Source organism: Nitratiruptor tergarcus DSM 16512, from assembly GCF_027946175.1.
Lineage (GTDB): Bacteria > Campylobacterota > Campylobacteria > Campylobacterales > Nitratiruptoraceae > Nitratiruptor > Nitratiruptor tergarcus.
Window position 1 is genome coordinate 238,285 of record NZ_AP026671.1, and the last position, 21,336, is coordinate 259,620.

General features: G+C 34.4%; 20 protein-coding genes and 4 pseudogenes. 9 read left to right on the top strand and 15 right to left on the bottom strand.

Annotated elements, in window-relative coordinates:
* Positions 1 to 14: 14 nt before the first annotated feature.
* From NITER_RS01255 to NITER_RS01265, 3 genes are read left to right on the top strand one after another with little or no spacing between them, the layout of a single operon-like run.
* Positions 15 to 335: a transposase gene (locus NITER_RS01255; RefSeq protein ID WP_084276442.1), complete on the top strand. Its 321-nt coding sequence runs from the start codon at positions 15 to 17 to the stop codon at positions 333 to 335.
* Complete coding sequence (locus NITER_RS01260) at positions 332 to 604, top strand: integrase (RefSeq protein ID WP_143779619.1); 273 nt, start codon at positions 332 to 334, stop codon at positions 602 to 604. The genes NITER_RS01255 and NITER_RS01260 overlap by 4 nt, the downstream gene beginning before the upstream one ends.
* A gap of 22 nt (positions 605 to 626) precedes the next feature.
* Positions 627 to 1,187: an integrase core domain-containing protein gene (locus NITER_RS01265; protein ID WP_281847833.1), complete on the top strand. Its 561-nt coding sequence runs from the start codon at positions 627 to 629 to the stop codon at positions 1,185 to 1,187.
* Between the two features lie 73 nt (positions 1,188 to 1,260).
* On the opposite strand, the gene NITER_RS01270 is transcribed toward NITER_RS01265, so the two are convergent.
* From NITER_RS01270 to NITER_RS01295, 6 genes are all read right to left on the bottom strand, one after another.
* Positions 1,261 to 3,351, bottom strand: coding sequence for an AAA family ATPase (locus NITER_RS01270; RefSeq protein ID WP_084276441.1), 2,091 nt, complete (start codon positions 3,349 to 3,351; stop codon positions 1,261 to 1,263).
* 79 nt (positions 3,352 to 3,430) lie between these two features.
* Positions 3,431 to 4,390: a helix-turn-helix transcriptional regulator gene (locus NITER_RS01275; RefSeq protein ID WP_084276440.1), complete on the bottom strand. Its 960-nt coding sequence runs from the start codon at positions 4,388 to 4,390 to the stop codon at positions 3,431 to 3,433.
* The gene (locus NITER_RS01280; protein WP_084276439.1) at positions 4,387 to 5,073 is read right to left on the bottom strand and encodes a hypothetical protein; all 687 of its coding nucleotides are present in this window, start codon (positions 5,071 to 5,073) and stop codon (positions 4,387 to 4,389) included. Before NITER_RS01280 ends, NITER_RS01275 begins: the two co-directional genes overlap by 4 nt.
* A gap of 1 nt (position 5,074) precedes the next feature.
* Positions 5,075 to 5,752 carry a PDDEXK-like family protein gene (locus NITER_RS01285; RefSeq protein ID WP_084276438.1) on the bottom strand — a complete coding sequence of 226 codons (678 nt, stop codon included), beginning with the start codon at positions 5,750 to 5,752 and terminating at the stop codon, positions 5,075 to 5,077.
* A gap of 211 nt (positions 5,753 to 5,963) precedes the next feature.
* Complete coding sequence (locus tag NITER_RS01290) at positions 5,964 to 6,599, bottom strand: hypothetical protein (RefSeq protein WP_084276437.1); 636 nt, start codon at positions 6,597 to 6,599, stop codon at positions 5,964 to 5,966.
* 194 nt (positions 6,600 to 6,793) lie between these two features.
* Positions 6,794 to 7,342 carry a TrmH family RNA methyltransferase gene (locus tag NITER_RS01295; RefSeq protein WP_084276436.1) on the bottom strand — a complete coding sequence of 183 codons (549 nt, stop codon included), beginning with the start codon at positions 7,340 to 7,342 and terminating at the stop codon, positions 6,794 to 6,796.
* Between the two features lie 344 nt (positions 7,343 to 7,686).
* Between NITER_RS01295 and NITER_RS01300 the strand changes: the two are divergent.
* Together NITER_RS01300 and NITER_RS01305 are read left to right on the top strand one after the other, a co-directional pair.
* Positions 7,687 to 8,901 (top strand): annotated as a pseudogene (locus NITER_RS01300) (IS256 family transposase).
* Positions 8,902 to 9,183: 282 nt separating this feature from the next.
* Positions 9,184 to 9,777, top strand: a pseudogene (locus NITER_RS01305) (IS256 family transposase); the annotation flags it as partial.
* A 10-nt stretch (positions 9,778 to 9,787) separates the two neighbouring features.
* Here NITER_RS01305 and NITER_RS01310 read toward each other — a convergent pair.
* Positions 9,788 to 10,964: pseudogene (locus NITER_RS01310) on the bottom strand (IS3 family transposase).
* A 64-nt stretch (positions 10,965 to 11,028) separates the two neighbouring features.
* Between NITER_RS01310 and NITER_RS01315 the strand changes: the two are divergent.
* A pseudogene (locus NITER_RS01315) lies at positions 11,029 to 11,649 on the top strand (IS256 family transposase); the annotation flags it as partial.
* Between the two features lie 157 nt (positions 11,650 to 11,806).
* Here NITER_RS01315 and NITER_RS01320 read toward each other — a convergent pair.
* The 8 genes from NITER_RS01320 to NITER_RS01355 form a co-directional block, all read right to left on the bottom strand.
* Positions 11,807 to 13,387 carry a DUF3987 domain-containing protein gene (locus NITER_RS01320; RefSeq protein WP_084276434.1) on the bottom strand — a complete coding sequence of 527 codons (1,581 nt, stop codon included), beginning with the start codon at positions 13,385 to 13,387 and terminating at the stop codon, positions 11,807 to 11,809.
* A gap of 9 nt (positions 13,388 to 13,396) precedes the next feature.
* Entirely contained in the window at positions 13,397 to 14,248 is an 852-nt protein-coding gene (locus tag NITER_RS01325; protein WP_084276433.1) for a hypothetical protein, read from the bottom strand.
* A complete protein-coding gene (locus NITER_RS01330) occupies positions 14,241 to 14,528 on the bottom strand; it encodes a hypothetical protein (RefSeq protein ID WP_084276432.1) in 288 nt (95 codons plus the stop codon). Before NITER_RS01330 ends, NITER_RS01325 begins: the two co-directional genes overlap by 8 nt.
* Positions 14,529 to 14,595: 67 nt before the next feature.
* Positions 14,596 to 14,790, bottom strand: coding sequence for a helix-turn-helix transcriptional regulator (locus tag NITER_RS01335; protein ID WP_084276431.1), 195 nt, complete (start codon positions 14,788 to 14,790; stop codon positions 14,596 to 14,598).
* 98 nt (positions 14,791 to 14,888) lie between these two features.
* The gene (locus NITER_RS01340) at positions 14,889 to 16,181 is read right to left on the bottom strand and encodes a hypothetical protein (RefSeq protein WP_084276430.1); all 1,293 of its coding nucleotides are present in this window, start codon (positions 16,179 to 16,181) and stop codon (positions 14,889 to 14,891) included.
* A 40-nt stretch (positions 16,182 to 16,221) separates the two neighbouring features.
* Positions 16,222 to 16,497: a type II toxin-antitoxin system RelE/ParE family toxin gene (locus NITER_RS01345; RefSeq protein WP_084276429.1), complete on the bottom strand. Its 276-nt coding sequence runs from the start codon at positions 16,495 to 16,497 to the stop codon at positions 16,222 to 16,224.
* On the bottom strand, positions 16,487 to 16,738 hold the full coding sequence (locus NITER_RS01350) for a hypothetical protein (protein ID WP_084276428.1): 252 nt from the start codon (positions 16,736 to 16,738) through the stop codon (positions 16,487 to 16,489). Before NITER_RS01350 ends, NITER_RS01345 begins: the two co-directional genes overlap by 11 nt.
* Positions 16,739 to 16,788: 50 nt before the next feature.
* Positions 16,789 to 18,027, bottom strand: a complete 1,239-nt coding sequence (locus NITER_RS01355; protein ID WP_084276427.1) for a tyrosine-type recombinase/integrase — start codon at positions 18,025 to 18,027, stop codon at positions 16,789 to 16,791.
* Between the two features lie 795 nt (positions 18,028 to 18,822).
* On the opposite strand from NITER_RS01355, the gene NITER_RS01360 reads away from it, so the two are divergent.
* The 3 genes from NITER_RS01360 to istB are packed head-to-tail and all read left to right on the top strand — an operon-like array spanning position 18,823 to position 21,312.
* Positions 18,823 to 19,401 carry a hypothetical protein gene (locus tag NITER_RS01360; protein ID WP_084276426.1) on the top strand — a complete coding sequence of 193 codons (579 nt, stop codon included), beginning with the start codon at positions 18,823 to 18,825 and terminating at the stop codon, positions 19,399 to 19,401.
* Between the two features lie 53 nt (positions 19,402 to 19,454).
* The gene (gene istA, locus NITER_RS01365; RefSeq protein WP_281847534.1) at positions 19,455 to 20,531 is read left to right on the top strand and encodes an IS21 family transposase; all 1,077 of its coding nucleotides are present in this window, start codon (positions 19,455 to 19,457) and stop codon (positions 20,529 to 20,531) included.
* Positions 20,524 to 21,312 carry an IS21-like element helper ATPase IstB gene (istB, locus tag NITER_RS01370; RefSeq protein WP_143779667.1) on the top strand — a complete coding sequence of 263 codons (789 nt, stop codon included), beginning with the start codon at positions 20,524 to 20,526 and terminating at the stop codon, positions 21,310 to 21,312. Before istA ends, istB begins: the two co-directional genes overlap by 8 nt.
* Positions 21,313 to 21,336: the final 24 nt, after the last annotated feature.

Sequence of the window (21,336 nt, forward strand, 5' to 3'; positions counted from 1 at the left end):
AAGGGTCAACAAGAATGGAGAAATTAAATAAAAATCAAGAAGAGATAAAGCGTTTTACAGCAAAGAAGAAAGCTTCCATAGTCATGGATATTTTTCAAGGGAAAACTACAGTATCTGAAGTTGCGAGAAAGTATGATTTGGCACCTGGAGCAATAGAGGAGTGGATGGAAGATGCACGTAGAGGTATGGAGAATCAATTAAGAGCCAGACCTAAAGATATAGCTGCCATGTATGAAGAGAAGATAAAAGATATGAAGGCAGTTATAGGTGAATTGACATTGGAGAATATCGCATTAAAAAAGTACGACGCTTCTGTAGGAAAAGAGAAGAAGTGATGCAAGTACAGAGCAAAATGAGAAGCGAGGGCTACCCAATAAGCATCACAAAACTCTGTAAGCTGTTGAATATTCCTCGCAGGAGCTTTTATTACAAGCCCGTCAAAAGAATACGGAAATTGGATGAAGAGCGTGTTAAAAAAGTCAAAGAGAAGATAGAGAAATTTCCAACGTATGGCTATCGTCGTTTAGCTTTGCTGCTTGGGATGAACAAAAAAGCAGTGCAGCGCATTCTGCAACTAAAAAGTTGGCAGGTAAAAAAGCGTTAAAGGGCATAGGCCACGAGCCAAAATGATGCCTTCGTGTTCACACTATCCCAATCAAAGATGGACTATTGATATGACCCGCATCTACAGTATTAATGATGGCTGGAGCACTTTGGCTTGTGTGATTGATACTTGTATCCGTGAAATCGTTGGATGGAGACTCTCAAAAAGCGGTAAAGCAAAAACAGCAGAAGCTGCTTTGCAAAAAGGCTTGATCTATCGATTTGGAAGACTTCAGCGATTGAAAGAGCCCATTGTATTACGAAGTGATAATGGATTGGTTTTTACCAGTAAATCGTTCACCAAAACAATCAAAGATTACAACTTCACTCAGGAGTTCATCACTCCTTATACTCCTGAACGTCCGAGCGAAGCGACAACCCCGCAGGCGAAGCCGAGGACAAATGGCATGATTGAAAGGTTCTTCCGAACCATCAAGGAAGAGTGTATCTGGCACTATAACTTCAAATCACTCAAGGAGTCTAACAAAATTATTGAAGAATGGATCAATTTTTACAATCAAAAACGAAAGCATTCAGCGCTGCAGTACAAAACACCTGTAGAAGTGTTTCACTTGGTAGCTTAGGTGTGCAGAAAAGGTGGGGTCATTACACTTTAGTCATAACGGTTCTCAAAATTTCATTTCTTTATTTAACATATCACACAAATCCCATCACATTTCTATCTTCCATATTTTTCACTTCAATCTCATCTTTTAGTCTTTGAAGTAGATCTTTTATATTTTCAATCGGTCTAAATCTACTTTGTCTCACAACCGCTGCAAAGTCTCCTGGAGTTAAGAATTGTAGATGTTCAACCTCTTTTTTTATGCTGTTTTTTGGGTTTGGAAGTCCTAATTCTTTGCAATAGGCTTTGAAAATCTGCCATGATTGGCTTTTGGTTAAAAAATCAAATTTTAGCTTTAGATCAAATCGTCTCAAACTTGCTCTATCAAGATTTTCCATAAGGTTTGTAGTAGCTATGAAAATGCCATCAAAGTTTTCCATTTGCACCAACATCTCATTGACTTGGCTTACCTCCCAAGAAGCTCTCGCATGCATTCTATCTTGCAAGAAACTGTCAACTTCATCAAAAATAAGCACTGCATCGCTCTTCTTAGCCTCTTCAAAAGCTCTTGCTATATTTTTTTCTGTGCCTCCAACCCACATGCTTTGTAAATCACTCGCTTTTTTTAAGATGAATGATTTATTTAGGCATTTAGCAATATATTTTGCAAAAGCGCTTTTGCCTGTTCCCGGAGGTCCATAAAGACAAATTCTTGCATTTGGGTGATTTTTGATTCCTTGGGTTAGTTTTTCAAGATCAGTTGTTGTATTGACAAATCTTGGATCGTAAACTTTAGGCAAAGAGGCACTATCTTTTTTTGTAGATACAATCTCCTTATGCCCTTGCGCTTTGAGTGTATTGTTTATAATACGGATAAAAGTATCTTCTTGCTCTTTTGTTTCAATGATTTTTACAACTTTGGAGGCTCTGCTTATAATTGCAGGAACAATATGTTCGTGTTCTGAGAGCACTTCAATTGCGTTTTCATTCAAAAGATTATTGATATATTTTTTTATGATCTTTTTTCTTTGATTTTTATGGGGTATAGGTAACTCCAAAACATAATCAAATCTTCTGATTATTGCATTATCGATACTATCAATATTATTTGTTATCCAAATCGTTGGCAAATCGTTATTTTCCAATGTTCTATTGATCCAGGCTTTGTTTTCCTGTCTCTTTGGTGCAAAAAAAGTATCGCTTTTGTCAAAAATATCTTCTGCTTCATCGTATAAAAGAAGGATATTTTTATTGGATAAAAGTGCTTGAGCCGCTTTTAAAGCGCGAATCCGTCTATGTCCGTCAATGGCTTCATCCTCTTCGTCTGCGTAACTTACTTCAAACAGTTCTAGTTGCAAACTTTTAGCGATAGTTTTTGCAAACTCTGTTTTTCCGGTTCCTGGAATTCCATAGAGTAAAATATTTACACCCTTTTGTCTCTTTTTTATTGTATGTTTGAGATAGTTTAAAATAGTATGAGCATCTTTTGCAATATATTCATAATCTTGCAGTGACAAAGTCTCTTTACTCTCTACTTTTCTTATTATGTCTTTGAGAAGCAATGCAATATCTTCATCAAACGTGCAGATATTTTCAACAAATTTTTCTGAAATCACCTCTATTTTGTCACTAAAATAGCCTTTATAGGGACTTATAGAAATAATTCCAGACTTAATGAGTTTGCTATTAGGTTTTAGTGCTTCATTGATATGTGAAATTGGAATATCAAGAAGAAGGCTCAAAGCTTTTCTTGTACGCGTTAGATTGAAAGTTTCATCCATCATATTTAAAGCTCTTTCCAAAATGTCATAATAGTTCATGAAAATCACAAACTCCAAAATCGCAATTTCCACCTCATTAAGATCCATTAATGCAGCGATTTTTTTGAGATTGTTTGTAAGAATCTTGTGAGAAGTAAAATCTTTTCTTTTTTCCAACTCTATATATTTTTCATGAAGCTTTTCAAAAACTTCAGATTTTTTAATATCACTGCGATTAACATACTCTTCTAAACCCAAAAAATAGGCAAGGGAGTCATGATGAAAATTACCATAGGAGTCTAAAAAAGCATTGAAACTATCAAGTCTAAATATCACTCGCAATATCCAAAGAGTGATTTTATCGCTAACCTCTTTGTCTACATATTTCCAGGAGCTAACACCACTTCTCTTTTTTATTCTCATTGCAGACTCCTTTAAGATTTCTACAAGAAGTTTGGCACAATATGATGACAACATTATGTCACTATAGAGGTAAAGGAGTTTAGAATTCGTCTAAGTAGGTTTTAATATCTTCTTTTATCATCTCATCAAGCCACTTTGGCTCCAAAACTCTGATGTGAGGTAGCCACTGTTTGATGATTGGAATGATTTCCATTTCGTGAGTTATCTTGAGTGCAATCTCAATACTTCCATCTTGATCTTCTCCAAGAATTATTTGTGATGGAGCAAGGGGTTTGTATTTAAAATATTTGGCAACTTTTCCATCAATAAAAAGTCGCACTTCAAAAGGCTCAATGTCTGGATCGAACCAGATGGAGAGAGCTTTGGAGATCTTTTCATGAAGATTTTTAGGAGGAGTAAATTTTTCATCGCTTATTTTTACTTGAGCAATTTGGCGCAAAAGATACTTTTTTATCACTCCATCTTTCATATCTTCAGCCACCAAATACCAAAATCCTTGAAAATTAGCGATTTGAAAAGGTTTGACTGTTACATTAAAAAAACTTTCTTGTATGGTGTATCTAAATTGAATGATATTGTGCTCTTTGATAGCTTTTTCAATCTCGATTAAAATAGGTAAAAAATCATCTATCTTTTCAATATCAAGCCGTGTATAGTATGGATTGAAAGAGTTGATTTTCTTTAAAATTTTGTGTGCTTTTTCGTAAAAAGCACTCCCTTGATTTTTGCTTAGATTATCGAGCATCTCCAATACTGCAATCTCTTCTTCGCTCCAGTCAATCTTTTTTTCTTTCACCCAATCAAGACTAAAAAGATCTCCATCTTTTTTTATGGGAAAATAAGCTAAACGCTCATTGACATATCTTTGAATCGTTCGTTTGGAAACTTGGCACTCTTTGGCTAACTCTTTCATAGAAAGGGTTTTGCCATCATAAAGCCTTGCTAAAATTTTTGCAATACACTCATTGACATTTTTGTATTTTTTTATTCGTGATTCTTTAGTCGTATGATGTTGTTTGTTGAAAGGATGATTTTTCAAATGAGACCTTTTTCCTTTTTATATTTTTCTATAAATTTATCAATATCATCTTGAGTTTGCTCGATTAAAGACTCCAATTCATTAACATAATATGAAGCAACTTGATCTATACCTTTCTCAAATACCTTATTATAAAATTCTTTTTGGTTCATACTCCCATATGGTTCAGTAAAAAATTTGTAAAATGGCCACCATTTAGTTGTTAGAGAAAATCCTTGTTTTCTAAATTTTTCTTGAAGTTTTTTTAACTCCTCTATATTTTCTGGAGTTTTACCTACATATGGAGTATATTCATCTTTTTTGCAAATCCCATAATACATGCCTATATAATTATTTTTATCGAACTCTAGCGCATAGCTCAATATTGGTCTTTCGTTTTTATTTATTTGCCAATTTTTTGGAAAAAATAAAAAAGCTTCCCAATGAACTCCTTTGCAAAATCCACTGTCTATAAAATCAAAACTCTTATATTTTTCTTCTTTTTCTATTTTTTCTTTCAGTATTTTACATATCTTATGTGTCACTAACGCTCTTATAGGCTTTCTAATATTGTTTTCAAAATTCTCCCAAATATCCCATGCAATTTCAAAACTCTTTTTAGCTTCCTCATCTGCAGGAAACTTGACTTTTGAAATCTTTTCTTCTCCAAAAATTATTTTTGTTATTAACTTGTCCTTATCCATCTTAAAACTCCTCCATTTCTTTGAAATTTCTCTCTATCCATTCTTGAAAATCTTTGACGAAAAATTTCACCTTTTGACTCTCACAATTTTTGTAGCACTCTTTCAGCCATGGAACTAGTAGCGCTTTATATGTTGTATTGAGAAATTTATCTGAATTTTTATGTTCTTTAGAAATACTTATAGGATCTCTTTTTGTCCCCGCAAGAAATATAAGTATAAAGTCTTTTTTGCTTTTTATTAAATAGTTGTAATAAGCTTCTAATTGCTCATCTTGTTCACCTGCCCATGGTTTATTTTCAATGGCAACAATGAAATCATCAAACTCTATTACAATATCTATTCTTCTATTCTCATCTGTTGGTTTTTCTGTAGCAATTACTACACTTTTTGTGCTATAAAATAGATCTCTTTTCGATAAATCTTTAAGTTGTTTCAAAAAAAGTTCCAAAAAAAGATTTCCTTGTCCATGCGTTCCGTTTGGTTCCAATAAAATTTTGAGTAGTATCGAGATTTTATTTTCATCTGGACTTATAATATCAATGAAATTGAAATCTGTAGATAGGTATCTATCGATTTCTCTTTTTACTTTTTTATAAAGCTCGTATTCAAAAAGTGCTTTTTGGAAAAATTTTTTTAAATTTTCTTCATATTTTTCTTGTGCAATGTATTCAGGATGCATATAATTCCTTTATTTATTTATGGCAAAAATTCATACCAGCCTACTACGAACAGAAGACAATTAAAGCATAACAAAAAAAGGAAGCATATACAACGAACAGCAAGTAATTCATAAATGCTTCCTTGTAACTGTTCCACCAAAAATAGAGGCTGGTATGGCTATTTGTCTCTAATGTTAGAGACTTTTGCTAAAACAGCAGGGCGAATAGCGGCTACCCAAGACCAACTAATTCCGCCGTACTTTTATAGATTTTAATTTCAATTTCATTTGATGCATTAAGCATAGTAATCTCTTTTTCAAGCTCTAAAATCTTTCTATTTGCTTCTATAGAAAGATTTTTTGCTGTTTCATGATTATAAAAAAGTATCTTGATATCGATACATTCAATTTCGTTGTCACTATTTTTCAAAAACTCTTTTGCTCTTTCAATTACTTTTTTGTTATCTGTTTCGCAATCAAGACACTCTCTAAACTGTTGATAATATTGGATTCTATGCTTCAATATCTCAATTTGAGATAGTTTTTGGCTAATACCAGAGTTTACATTAAATCTGAAAAGTGCTTCTTTTATAGATAACAAATCTTCTTCTAACTCCGTCGAAATCTTTCTGTATTTATATCTTTGGATAAATTGGTTTTCAAATTTTTCCAAAATTGTATCAGTATCAACATTGATATCCATCTTTTTCAAACTATGCGTTAAATTAATATCATTTGAATTTCCATTTATAACGACATCTTCATATTCCATATATTTTATACTGCTTTTTATTCTATCCATTATTTTGTGGATCTGATTTGGAGTTACTTTGATTGTTAGCCTATTTTCGAATTCGAATGGATTCATTTTTGTCCCCTTAATTTTTGTTTTATTGTATACATACTTTATGTCAACATCATGTCTTTACCATGTTTTTTGAAATTCTGTCTTTTCATTAAAATCACGATTTAAGATGTGACATATTTAAGTTATATTTGAAAAGAAGAATAGGGGGAATATTTGACTATAACCTTGTATTTGTTAAAGATTTAGCCAAAAATCTATATACAGTTTAGTCTTAAAACAGCATCCGCAATAATAATACCTGCTGCTGTAGATACGTTCAATGAATTCCCCATTCCATACATTGGAATAAAGGCAGCCATATCGCAACAATTTATAACTTCTTGTGAAAGGCCATAGTTTTCGTTCCCGAAAACATATGCGACTTTAGCATTCAATGGAATACAATTATACTGACGTGCTTTCTTAGTAAGTTCTACTGCAATTATTGTATAACCATCATTTCGTAAGTCATTTATTATTTTTTTTGTATCTGTGGTATGTTCAATATCAAGCCATTTTTGAGTTCCAAGAGCAGTTTTTTTCACTTTTTTGCTTAACAAAAGATTTCGTGTTTTGTTACAAACATACAGTTTTTCTATTTTAAAAGCTTCACATAATCTGATAATTACTCCTATGTTATACGCGTTGCTTAAATTGTCCAATACGCAAATTATTGGATGTTTAGGTAGTGAGTGAAAATTTTCTCTGTTTGCTTTTATCTCTCTCAACTCTTGTTTTGAAAGTTGATAGTCATTATTTTTCATATGTTCACCTCAAAATTTTTTTATCATTGTACTGTTTGTCAAGACAACATTGTGTCTATCTTTTATCGATGGTAGTGATAAAAATCTATTTGGAATAATCGCAAATCAGATTTCTTTAAAGGATGTTTTTTCATCTGATTGAACTTTAATGATGAAATATCAAACTTTATTATTGTTTTGATTTTGCAGATATTAAAATATATACATGAATTATTGATAGTGTACACTAATGTTCGCAATTTAACCTGAAGACTCTTTAAAGACTTTTCAAAAATTGAAAAGAGAAAAAAGAGTTGGATAGACTTCCCAGTGAGAGAAAAAAACAAACAGGAGGAAGCCTATCCATGAGCAATAATAGCAAAAAAGAGTTAAAAATTTTCAAAGAGATAATGACACAGTTTGTAGTAGAGGATGATCCACTGCTTGCAATGATGAAATGGATGATGGAGCAGTTGATGAAGATTGAATCAGAGATAAAAGTTGGAGCCAAAAAAGGAGAGCATAACAGTGAGAGAAAAAGCTATTTCAGCGGTTATCGTCCAAGAAGGTTTGATACAAGACTTGGCACTGTGTATCTTATGGTTCCAAAGATCAGAAAAGGAGGCTATATTCCCTTTTTTATAACAGAGAGAAAAAGAAGTGAGCAGGCTTTGATTTCGATGGTCAAAGAGGCATATGTAAACGGAGTTTCAACAAGGAAGATAGAGCGTTTGGCAAAAGAGCTTAGGATAGAAAATATCAGCGCATCTCAGGTATCATAAATTAATAAAGGACTCGATGAGCAAGCTGAAGCTTTTCGTAATCGTCAGCTGCAAAAAGAGTATCCATTCGTTTGGGTTGATGCTTTGTATGAGAAAGTGAGAGACTATGAAGGAAGAGTGGTATCTACCGCTATTATGATAGCTTACGGTGTAACACTAGAAGGCAAAAGAGAGGTATTGGCAATAGAGCCATTTATCAATGAGTCTTATGAAACTTGGAAAAACTTCTTTGATAAATTAAAACAAAGAGGTTTACAAAAAATAGCACTGCTTATCAGCGATGCCCATCAAGGGATCCAAAAAGCTTTCAAAGAGGTTTACCTTGGTGCATCATGGCAACGATGCAAAGTCCATTTTATGCGTAATATCCTGGTACATATTCCTCACAAAGCAAAAGGGAAATTTGCAGCAAAACTCAAACAAATATGGCTGCAAAACAGCAAAAAAGAAGCGTATCTTATAGCCCAAGCTATTATCGATGAATATGGCAAAAAGTTCCCTGAAGCCATTGAAACACTTCAAAATGGTTTGGAAGATTCACTCCAATTTTATCACTTTCCACAAATCGATAAAAGAAGGATAAGCTCGACCAATGTACTTGAAAGGATAAACAAAGAGATACGAAGACGTTCAAAAGTTGTATCAATCTTTCCATTAAGAGAGTCTTACTTAAGACTTATTGCTACATATCTGATGGAATATACTGAAGACTGGGAGGTTGATAGATGCTATATTCAACCTGACAAACTTCATCAGGTGATGGAAATTTATGAGGTGCAGCTTCAAAAAGCTGCTTGAATTGATAACTTAAATTTATGATTTGAAAAATTCACTGGGAAGGAAATTGCGAACATTACTTGACAGTATCGATAGGTCAAATGAGTTAACACTAAAAAAGAAATTATTCAAATATCTTTTATAAGAAAACATTAGTAGACACTGACAATAACTAGTAAAATGCCCATATTACAGTACTTTGAGTGTCAGAAATAAAAGGTTGACACTCGCTGACACGGTTGACGGGAGCGTTAGAAATTTTGTGTCAATCCGATAGAATATTAAATTTTAAAGGAAAGACACATGAAAAAGACATTCGATTTAGAGGAAGCTCTTGAACAGATAAAGGCAGGAGCATCCATTGACGGCAAAGATGGAGTACTTGCTCCACTTATCAAACAATTGACAGAAGCTGCTCTTGAGGCAGAACTGGAATCTCATCTTTCCAAAGAGATCCGCAATCGAAAGAACGGTAAATCCTCCAAACGTATGAAAAGTTCCGTAGGTGAGTTCGATCTTGAAGTTCCCAGAGACCGTAACGGTACCTTTGAACCCCAACTGGTTAAAAAGCACCAGACCCATATGAGCGATCAGATAGAACAGAAGATCCTCTCCTTGTACGCATTGGGGAATAGTTATGCACAGATATCTGAACATATAGAAGATTTTTATGGAATACATTTTTCCAAAGCTACCATTAGCGCAGTGACAGATAAAGTTATTCCGCTACTGAAAGAATGGCAACAGCGCCCTCTTGAAAGCGTCTATCCTTTTGTCTGGCTCGATGCCATACACTATAAGATCAAAGAGAACGGTCGTTATGTCTCTAAAGCTATCTATACGATATTGGGTGTCAGTCTTAATGGCAGAAAAGAGATACTTGGATTATATCTTTCTGGACTGACCCCTATTCGGTAGACACAAAATTAGACGCTAAAACCTCTTTCTTTTCAATGTCCGAATAATATTTTATCTCAAAATTATCTGGAGAGAGATAATTAAGATAACTGTGTCGTCTTTTTGGGTTGTAGAACATCTCGATATATTCGAAAATCTTTCGTTTCGCCTCTTCTCTGGTTTTGAAGATATATTTCGTAACACACTCTTTTTTGAGTGTCTTAAAAAACTCTCTGCTACTGCATTGTCATAACAGTTTCCTCGTCTACTCATACTGGGAATAATATTATATTTCTTTAAAGCCCTTTGCCAGTCCGAAGAGGCAAACTGCGAACCTTGATCAGAATGCAGGATCACTTTATTATGGATATTCCTGCGTACTACTGCCATATGGAATGCATTCAATGCAATCTGTCGTGTCATTCTGTGGCTCATCGACCAGCCGATTACTTTACGGCTGAAGAGATCGAGTATTATTGCTAAATAGAGCCAGCCTTCATGGGTACGAATATAAGTGATATCTGTCACCCAAAGCTCATTGGGTTTACTTGCCATAAAACATTGCTGTAGATGATTTGGATGCTTATGATGTGGTCTGCCGGCTTTATGTTTAGGCCGTTTTTTGATCATGCCTGCACCATAAAGTTTATGCAAGCTCATCAGCCGTGCTACTCTCTTTTTATTAATGCGAATACCAGACTCCACAAGATCCTTATGGATATTCCTATAACCATATGTATGATTGCTTTGCTCGTAGCACTCTTTAATTTTTCTCAAAATCTCCTTATTGTCTTTTGCTCTTGGAGATTCAAGCTCATTCAGCCAAGCATAGTAGCCACTTGGATGTACTTTGAGAACTTTGCACATTCTTCTCACCGAATATTCCAAAGCATGGGTACGAATAAACGCGTACTTCAGCTTTGGTGCTTTGCAAAGTACGCGGCGGCCTTTTTTAAGATATCTCTCTCTTCGGTAACTCGCATGAGCTCCTTTTTAAGTCGAAGAATCTCCTGGTCTTTACTATCCTCTTTTGCATGAGCAACGGGATCTTTGTACTGTTTTACCCATTTCCCCAATGAGTGGGGATGAACCCCCAAACGCTCCGCTGTCTCTTTAATCCCGTATCAGTTATCGAGCACCTGACGTGCCGCTTCCTCTTTAAACTCTGCTGTATATCTTGGTGGCATTGCTTCACTCCTTTACTGCCTTATTATAGTCTAATTAGCGAGTAAAAAAGTGTCTATGGTTTGGGGGTCATTCCATTCAGAGAATGAAGGTGCAAACTTCTGGCTGCAGGTTCTTACCGATCTGCGCAACAGAGGGGTGGAAGATATTCTGATTGCTTCAGTTGACGGTTTAAAAGGCTTCCCTGAAGCCATAAACGCCACTTTCCCACAAACAGAAGTACAGTTATGTATCATACATCAGATTAGAAATTCACTCAAATATGTAGCTTCCAAGAATCAGAAGGAATTCATGAAGGATCTTAAACAGGTCTATCAGGCGATCTCCAAAGAGGCTGCAGAACTGGAATTGGATCGGCTTGAAGAGAAGTGGGGCAAAAAGTATCCTATTGTTATCAATTCCTGGAGGAACAAGTGGGAGAACCTCTCTTACTATTTCAAGTATCCCCAGGAGATCAGACGCATCATCTATACGACCAATATCATTGAATCCGTGCATCGTCAGTTCAGAAAACTAACTAAAACAAAAGGAGCTTTCCCCAATGAAAACAGCCTATTGAAATTGCTTTATATGGGAATTCAAAATGCCCAAAAAAAGTGGACAATGCCCATTCAGAATTGGAGCCTTACCATCTCTCAATTGGCTATCTACTTTGAAGGTAGATTGGATAAGGCTCTGGAGTTGTGATATAATTCCTAACTATCGGGTGACACAAAATTCTGAACGGTCTCCGGTTGACACTTTTTATTTGTCTATACTATTGTCAATCGACAAAGGTTGACACCAAAAGTCCCATAAAATAGGCATTATTAGACTCTTTGTCAGTGTCAACCTAATTTTCCTCTCAAGAATTATTCTTTTGCTCTTTGACTATGTAGCTTTGTCCGTTTTTCTCAATCACATAATAAGGCTGAAGTATCTGCAAAGCCTCTTTTTTGCTAATTCCTTTTAATGGACGATAGATGTTGCGGAGTTTTATTGGTAATGTTTGCTTCAGCGTGTAACTTAATACTCGATCCCTTTTCTTTTCAAAATCTATCTCTTTTTGTTCCTCAAGATGAATGGCGATATTTGATGCCTCGATAGCCTGATAGATATAGAATTTAGTTATTTCGATCGCCCTATACATAATGTCCGCATCGATATAATTATATTCTTTCGGCTCATTAATAGACTCTATAGTTTGCAAAAGAATCGCCAAAGAGCCTAAAAGCTTATCGCTTTTGCTCAAAAATCCTCTAAGGATCGGATACTCTTTTGATAAATCGTTATTAAGACCCTCCATAAACTTTTTAAACATCTCTTTTGCCTCATCGTTTAGTTTAAGATAATAGAGGTCTTTAATGTGGGGATGTTCTTTTGCTTTGGTATAGTTTTCCAACTTCATATCGATAAGCGTACCTACCAGCTTTTTAAATTCGCCATAGATAAATTCGTTTTGCTCTTTATCGATAATTTGATATTTAAAATCTTTTACCACATAAATAAGCTGAAATCTATCATTAAAACCGCTGTCTATGTTGTCATCTTGTCCTAATATGAGTCTTCTATAAAGCTCTGGTTGTATTCCTCCAAATATACCTATGGTGAGTTTTTTTATATTCACATCTCCTCTATTGATTCTGCCTATTGTATATTGTTGGGCTCCATTCCAGCCCTCAAGATTAAGGCTTCTCATCTCTGGGTCTTTTTCAAAATTATAAATAAGCCTTGAAATTTCATCTTGAAAAATCAAAATACCTTGTGCATTTGTTTCCAATATATCGGTAAGCTTTTCTTTTGTAGTATCTGATAAAATAAGATATCTGCTTTTCGGCTTATTCTTTGTCTCTTTTTCAAGATTGCATATAGCATCCTGTAATTCCTCAATCTTTTCATGGTCTCCTTCTGCCTCTGCTTTGACAAGTGCTTTTCTTTTACTCTCAAGTGCCTTAACACGCATTTCATAGCGTTCTTGTTCCTCTTTGAATTTGTCTACATAGGTAAAATGTTTCTGATAAATAGGACTTGAAAAAGCTTGGAAAAGTGGCGTCTTTCTAGTTCCTTTTTCTGCAATGATGCAGCCCCATAGATTAGGGATTATTTTATATAATATATTGTTGGTTGGCACTAAGCACAACTTATCGGTAATAAGATTTGATAAAAATGCAAAGCCAACGGTTGCAACTTCTTCTAAAGGAAGATTTAGCCTTTCACTTACATCTTCAAAATATTCCTTTATAGGATGTGGTAATAATTCTGCATCGATTATCTCGTTTATGTACTCATTGACTTTTGATTTTTCATCATCTTTTGTTATACTTGAATCAGTTATTTTGTCTGTCTGGCTTACGCTTGCCCCCTTCTGAGGGGCTGTTTGCTTTTTTAATTCTTCTATGGTTTCCTCACCAAGCATCTTTACTAAACCGTTCCTATATTCTGCCATCAAACCTCCTTAGAAATAGTGTTCGCCTACAATGTGTGCGCAGGGTTGCAAATTTCCCTCAAAATCTTCAAAGGATTCAATCGGTGCAAGTGAAAAAATATCGCTGAAGTCCACTTTTTCGTGTCCTCTCGTGTATTCAAATTTCTCGTGAATGTCCCACGCGTCAATCTGATCCGCTAATGGATCAAGCTGCATCATTAAGTTTCTTATCGCCTCTCTTGAGATTTTCTTCTCGTGTGTATGCTCGTCTATCCCGTCTATATCGGGTATAAAAACGAAGTCGTACTTATGCTTATGGTGCATTTTTTGCTTTAGATGATCCATCTCTTTTGGCGTTAATTGCCTGTATCCTTTAAACGGGATTACAATGAAGTTGATGCCAACCAGCAAAGCCGTTAGATAGTCGTGAAACCCCTCGAGGATGAATACTGGCTCTAACGGGTCTTTGATTCTTATCTGTGCGTTGGCGTTGGCTCTCGTGCCTTTGTAGGCTATCCATTTGCCACTAAAGCCCCTCTTTTTCCTGTGCTTAATGGTGCGTATGGATTTGCCCTCCTCATCCATCCACTTAACCGCTATGCTGTCGTGGTACGGGTCAAACCTCACCACTTGCATAAGCTCTTTTTTATCCTCATCCCTGCATACCGCTGCAAGGTCGTAAGGCATGACTTGGTTGATGACTTCCTCAAGCTTTTGGCTGTCCAGCTCCCTTAGCTTTAGTAGGCTATTCCAATATCGCTGCAGCTCTTTCTGAGGTGTTTCGTTCTCTCTACTGGTATAATTGCGTTGTGGTGGTCTGTCGTTAGTCCCCGCCCTGTTACGGCAGGTTAAGTCTATCGGTGGCGGTAGGTGGCTAATCATCGTCTGTCCTTATGCCAAGGCATTGAGCTACCCATTTGGTTGCTTCTGGTAACGGTTCGCCTCTATGCTCGTGTATAAGGGCTAAGATGTCGCCTCCCCATCCGCTGCCAAAGTCCTTTATGTAGCCGTCCTTTGCGATTGATGCAGAGGGTGTACGTTCTTCTCTCAACTTGAATTTATAGTTTCTGTCCACTTCATACCCGAGAGCTTTAAGCATTGCAGTTACTTTCTCCCGATCCAAGCTTTGCTTTATTTCCTTTCTGATTCTTTTTAACTGCATAATTTACATCCTTTCAATTTTTTTTTTCTTTTCTGTATCGTTGTTATGTATAGCTGTCCGTTTGCTTTTATCTTTTTTGTTCTTCTATCCATTCCATAACCTTATTTAGACTCCAGCGTGAAGCTCTTGATCCTATTTTTATAGGTTTTGGAAATTGGCCTTCTCTGATGTACTTGTAGATAGTGGGCTTTTTCATTCCAATAAGAGATGAAACCTCTTTGATCGTAATGAGTTTATCTTGAGTAGTGGATGATAGTTTCATAATGACTCCTTATGGTTTTTTTGATTTACACAGAGCATTATGAAAAAAAATCTACAGAAAAGGGGAGAACAAAACTGAACAAGTTTTTGCAAGAAGTGTTAGGGGGTTTGAAGCGGTAATTCAATAATTTTATTTTCTAAATCTTCATATCTTTTAGAAGTTACAGAATTTGTAGAGATTGCATTTATTAAGCTCTTTATCTGTGATTTACTCATTCCTGTATATTTTTTAATTGCTTTATAAGGGATACGTTGGTTATATCGTTTATCTTGTTTGAAAAAATTGATTAAAGCATCAATTTCATCTATGATCTTTTCATTGTTTTGTAAATAACTCATACATTTTTTCATATTTTGTAGTTCTTTAATAACTTTTCGTTTATCTGTTGTTGATAGCAATAATCCCTTTTCATAGAATCCAATAAGGTAACCTTTGTAAAAATCTTTCAAGTATACTTTTACATCTTTATTAACTTTATCCACTTCAAAATCAATCTTATCATTAAATATTGCATTTAAATAGTGATCTGGTTGTCTAAGGGCTTGAGAGAGAGTATTTTTTTTCGATAATTTATCGTTTAAAATATTTTTATGATGCGTGATATCATTTTCCAGTTCTGCAGTATTGATTTTTATTAAACTTTCAAAATTTTTTAAATTGATATGCGATAAATTGACTTTATTTGCTTTTAAATCCTCAATAACCTTATCTAGTGTATTTTGATAATAAGTATTGATTGCTTCGATAGGATAATGTTTTACATCTGTTGCTAACATATTGTAAGTTTTGATAATAATTGTAAAGTTGTGACATACAAGATCGAACAATTTTTCATGTATCGTTTGGAAATACTTATCATCTGATAATTCTTGTAAATCTATAACAACAGTATTTTTAATAGTATTCTTTTGGTCATCTATCTCATTAAGTTCGATATCGTCAAATTTGATATTGTCTAATATTTTAAATTTTTTTATTTTATTTATTCTTAATAAGTGGACATTTTTCAATGTATTATTTTCAAAATTTTTATAAAGTATTCGTATACTTAATAATTCAAACAATATCAAGTAATACAAAATTTCAAAGGGATCGATTTTGTTCTTTAAGGCAAAATAGTTGATAAATCCGAATGCGTCCAATGCTTCATACAAGTCGTCATATTCAAAGAGTACAATAAAATATTTCTTGTTTTTCATCATTCTTTCATAATTAATATTCCATAATCCAGTTACTTTCTTAATTACAAATCCGAAAAATTTTGTCTTTGAAAAGTCTGGTTCTTGAAACAGAAATTCTTCTGAAAATTCATTATTAACCTTTTTCCACCAGTAGGGAGGGTTGCCAAAAAGTTTGTTTGAAACCTGTGGATTGTATTTGTCATCAGCCATATTAGTTCCTTAACTGTTGAATTATTTTTACATTGAACGACTAATACACTTCATCGTGACTTCCAATATCAAGCAAGATTATCTCTTTATCGGTGATAATGAGATCTATAACGATTCTATAGCTCATAGAAATTGAGACTGAGTAGTATTCTTTAAGTTTGCCTCTTAGTTTATGGAGTCTCAAGCTTGGATGGTAGGGGTTATCTTCCAGTAGATGAAGAGTCTTATTGATCCTATCCTTCATGGAAGGATTTTTCTTTATGATTTTCGCAGTCTTTTTGATAAACGTATCGTCATAGACTAATTTATAGCTCATTTTCGATTCTTTTCATCAGTTCATCTGCATTGCTTACATGGACTTTTCCAGCTTTTCTTTTCTCAATTAGCTCTTGATATGCTGCATCCAGCTCAGCTGCTCTCATCTGCTTATATCGTTCAAAATCTACAACGATATATTTAGGCTTTCCTCTAAAGGTGATAACTGCTTCATCTTTGGCTTGCAATTCACTCTCAATCGCTTTTATCCCTTTTACTTTGAGTTCATTAGCGGTAATCATTATCCGTCCTTTTAATCGTGTTGTTTATAATATTATATCAAAGTATATCATTAGCTATTAAGATATGTAGCCCACCACTCTAAAAGCTCTTTTCTATCTTCTAAAAAATCGCTTCTAAGATAGCTTTGTGTTACTTTTGAGCCTATATTGTGATGTAGTTGAGATTCTATCGCTTCAAAGCTACATCCATGCTCTTTTTGGCGTTCAAGTGCTATTGTCTCAAAGCTGCTTCTAAAGCCATGTAAGTCTTGCTCTGGTTCGTTGAGGTCTACTTTAAGCACCTTCCTAAGAGTATTGTCTGAAATTGGTTTGTGTGCATTAATAGGACTTGCAAAGACTATATCACTGTAGGGACTAGCTATTGCTTTTGCCTGCTGCAGTACTTTTGATATCTCGTCCGTTAAAGGAATGCGAAAAGGCTGATTTTTTGTTTTCATTGCTTCGGCTGGATAGACAATGACTCTTTTATCAAAATCTATATAGTCCCATTTTAAATTGGCTGCATTGCCAAAACGTACCGCAGTAAGAGCGATATATTGGAGCGGGAGTCTGAAGTAGGGATTTTGCAAAGAGCAGATTTTTTGATAGATCTTTTGTATATGGTCGTCTGTTACGGCTTTGAGGTGGATGGACTTATGTTTTGGTATGAGACTGTCGATATCTATTGGAGTTGCTGGATTGTTTTGGGTGTAGTCGTTATGTATAGCAAAATCAAAGAGATTTTTAAGCAGTCTGTAAACCTCTCTTGCTTTATAGGTTTTGCCAGTACTTCTGTTGTCTTTTTGAAGTTTTGTAGAGTATGTGTTTTTAACTATCTTGATAATATCCTGTTTTGTTACTTCATCGATTTTAATATTACCTATAAATGGAGTGATATAGTTTGCAAAGGTGTTGATGTAGTTCTTTTGTAATCTTGATTGACTTACCTCTTTGGCTTTGTGCTGGATGAAACGCTCTATTACAAAGCTTGTAAGTTTTTTGTTGGCTTCAAGCTCTTTGATACGTTTTTGTTCCTGCTTGTGTCTGTTTGGATCTATGCCGTTTTTGATAAGCTCTTTTATCTCATACTTGATTTTTCTTGCTTGTGAGAGTGATATTTGAGGATAGTCCCCTATCGTATAAGTGTTTCTCTTGCCTGCATAAGAATAATCGATTCTAAAAATCTTGCGTCCATTTGGCTTGATTAAGATATAGAGTCCTTCACCGTCTCTAAGTTTGTAATCTTTTTCTTTTTTTGGCTTTGCATTTTTTATTTGCAAATCGTTAAGAGGTTTTATACTTTTAGGCATTTGTTACCTCGTTTATTTGATTGAAATTTATGCGGTACACTACAATTTTGTACCGCAAAATGTACCGCAAAAAAATTTTACTTTGAGTAAACTTAAATATACTATAATATACTAAAAATTCGAAGAAAAGGGGATTTTAAATTAAATGATAGTCTTAAGTAAACTTATTTTAACCTTAATGCGGTGCTTCTCTGCCGCACCATTGAATTGCCTATGAGCCCCATAAAATCGATGACATAGAATTTATTAAATACAATTAGCTACTGTTTTACTTCATTTTCTTATTTTTTAATTAGCTGAATCCGGGAGGTATCTTTCTTTTAAGCTACAAGAATAATGTTGCATGGGAGTTAAATAGTTATTGTATTTAATTTACTTGTTATATTTTGTTATATTGTTCTAAATCTATACATAATTTAAATAAATTTTGTAAGTATACTGTTATGATCAAATCATAAATACAAAATGGAACATTTATGACATTTTCGGATTTAATTCATTAATGTAGTTGAAGATAAATAAAATAACAAATAAATACATGGATTGAAAAATAGTTAATCACGTCGAAAAGTTAATTAGTAGACTTATTCGGTAGATACTGAATAAGTCACTAAAATCTCTTTTAAATGTCTAAACAATGTATTTTTTTCAAAGCTCTTTGGCAGTTATATGATGAAATTGCAGCTATTGTCAATTATAATTTCTTACCAGGAGTATTTAAAAAAAATTTAATGAAAAAAAATTATAATTATTTAAAATTATAGTTTAAAATTGAAATTGAAGAAGGATAAAGATATGAAGTTTAGTCATATCTTTCTTATTGTTTTTAATTTGTTTCTAGTATTGGGTAATATTGAAGCTGATAGTAATTTTCAGATAGACTCAAAAAGCAATTTTAATAATCTTTCTTTTTTAGTAGAAAATCTTTCCAATAAAAATTTTCCTATCAATGGATATTTTTCACATTATGGTCAAGGAGCATTTGATTGGTTATATGTTTCTGCCATTAGTATGAACATTTACAAATTGGATGGTATGGATGAAAATGGTTATTTGAAGTGGACTCCACTTTCGAAATATTTTGACGAGGTTCAAGTTACGGGCAAGATAATTCATATAGGCAAGAAAAAAGATGTTTTGCATAGTTCTCAAGGTAGTGAAACAGGCAATAGTAATTCAAGCACAAGCGAAGAGATATTTTTTGAACCAGGTTTAGAGAGATGTATTAGAAAAACTCTAAATATTTCAAATACTCAGGCAATTACTAAAGATATGCTTTTGAATATAACTTCTCTAACTTGTTATAATAGCCAAATTGTCACCTGCAATGTTAAAATACACCACAGACGCAAGATGAAAATGTACCATCCATGAGATGAGGAAATATAAAAGAATATAATCGCTTCCAAAAATATTTGGAGGCAATAGTGATTACATACGAGGAGTTTGTGATGGTACATACACTTTACAGACAAGGATACAGCATAAGAGCTATTGCAAGGATGACAGGACTTGATAGAAGAACCGTATCCAAAAGACTCAAAGAGGATAAGCTTCTGCCAAGAAAACCGAGAGTTTACAAATCGAAGCTCGATCCATACAAAGAGTATATAAAAAAGAGAATAGCTCAAGGGTTGCCGGATAAAATTCCTTCAACGGTAATATACCGGGAGATTACAGCCAAAGGGTATGAGGGGAAGATAAGAATATTGCAGGCGTTTATGAGCGGGCTTTATAAAGAGCATATGAACGTAAAAGAGGAAGAGGTAGTACGATTTGAGACAGATCCGGGCGAGCAGGCGCAAGCTGACTGGACGGTGATACGAAGAGGGAAGAATCCCGTTTATGCCTTTGCGATGATTTTGGGCTATAGCAGATACGCATTTATCTGCTTTACAGACAATATGCGCTTTGATAGTTTTATAAATTGTCATAAAAAGGCTTTCGCCTTCTTTGGGGGAGTGCCAAGAACCATTCTTTACGACAACCTCAAAAGCGTGGTGATAGAGCATAACGCTTACGGGAATGCAAAACACAGATTTAATGAGAGGTTTTTGGATTTTTCCAAAGAGTATGGATTTATTCCAAAACTTTGTAAACCCTACAGGGCAAAAACAAAAGGGAAGGTAGAGAGAGTTATAGGCTATATGAAAGGAAACTTCTATATTCCTTTGAAAGCAAGACTCAAAAACTCTTCGCTTGTTATAGATACAAAGCTTCTTAACAGCCAGATATTTCAGTGGCTTGAAATCGTTCATAATAGAGTGCACGCAACAACGAAGCAAAAACCAAAAGAGCTCTTTATAAAAGAGCAAAAAGCTCTGCTGCCGCTAATAATTTCAGCCAAGCCAAAAAGCTTGCATAACAAAAATGAATATGACAATTGCATAGACAAAAAGCTTTCCTTGTCAAATAAAAAGTATAAAAACAGCATAAACATACATAATACAGCTAAGAGTTCTTTAGAGGAGTATGATGCGCTTTTGGGAGTTTGCCATGCATAAAGAGATACACAGTATAAATGAACAGATACAAGAGTATGCTGCGCTTTTTAAACTTCCTGCCATTAAAGAGAGCTTTTCATCCATAGCTCAAGAAGCAGCTAAAAAGAATCTTTCATACAGTCACTTTTTGCTTGAGCTTTTTAGATATGAACATCAAAAGAAGATAGAGCGTTCAAAAGCAACAACACTAAAAATGGCAGGCTTTCCAAAAGTAAAGACTCTGGAGATGTTTGATTTCTCATCTTCTGCGGTAGATAGAAATATTATTAATGAACTTTCTACTTTAAGATTTATAGAGAATGCCGAAAATATCCTGCTTATTGGACCAAGCGGTGTTGGGAAAACCCACCTGGCCATAGCTTTGGGATATTTGGCTACACAAGCAAGAATAAAAACAAAATTCATCACTGCAGCAGATCTGTTATTGCAACTTGAGATAGCCCAGCAGACAAACAGATTGCAGTACTATTTCAAAAAGGTTATCAATACAGTAAAACTCTTGATTATCGATGAATTTGGCTATATCAAGCTCAATGAAAACCAGGCCAATCTCTTTTTTCAGGTAATCAACAAAAGATATGAAACAGGTTCAATTATCATTACAAGCAATCTATCTTTTACAAAATTCAAGGAGGTGTTAAACAATGATGAAGCGTTAACTACTGCTGTTCTTGATAGACTTATTCACCATAGCCATATACTCAATATCCAAGGTGAAAGCTACAGGCTTAAGCAAAAAAGAAAAGCTGGTGTCCTTACTAGACTCGATAACAATTTTTAGTTTCAAAGTGGTACATTTTCACTT